General features: G+C 63.4%; 1 protein-coding gene. It reads right to left on the bottom strand.

Annotated features, from left to right (window positions below):
• On the bottom strand, positions 1-673 hold a 673-nt coding region (locus tag AC1DRP_RS36780), incomplete at both ends, for a trypsin-like peptidase domain-containing protein (RefSeq protein WP_476771168.1).

Genomic DNA, 673 nt, shown 5'->3' with positions numbered 1-673 from the left:
ACGACGACGCGAACCATCGACGAGGGAATCGCAAAACCGATGCCGTGGCTGCCGCCAGAGCGCGAGAAGATCGCGGTGTTGATGCCGATCAGTCGGCCTTCCATGTCGACCAGCGCGCCGCCGGAGTTGCCGGGATTGATCGCCGCATCGGTCTGGATGAACGACTGCGCATCGGCGACACCGACCTGCGTACGAGCCAGCGCCGAAACGATGCCCTGCGTCACGGTCTGCCCGACGCCGAAGGGATTGCCGATCGCCAGCACGATATCGCCGACCTGGAGCTGGTCGGAATCGGCAAGGTCGAGCGCGCTCAGATCCTTGGCGCCGTTCAGCTTCAGCACGGCAAGATCGGTGCGTGGATCGCGCAGGACAATCGTGGCTTCCACCTCGCGCTTGTCCGCAAAGGCGACCTTGACCTCGCTCATGCCCTCGATGACGTGGTTATTGGTCACCACGAGCCCGCTCGCATCGACGATCACGCCTGACCCAAGCGATCGTTGCACGCGTTCGCGCGGGACACCGAACCCGTCATCGCCAAAGAAGCGGCGAAAGAACGGATCGTCCATGAAAGGGTTCTGAGCCCGACGCTCGACACGGGCGCCATAGACATTCACGACCGACCCGGCCGTCTTCTGCACGATCGGCGCAAAGGAAAGCTGAACCTGCTGACGGG

The organism is Allobosea sp. 01N443, assembly GCF_056399325.1.
Note: the sequence above shows the minus strand (reverse complement) of the source record. Positions and strands in the feature narration are given on the sequence as shown.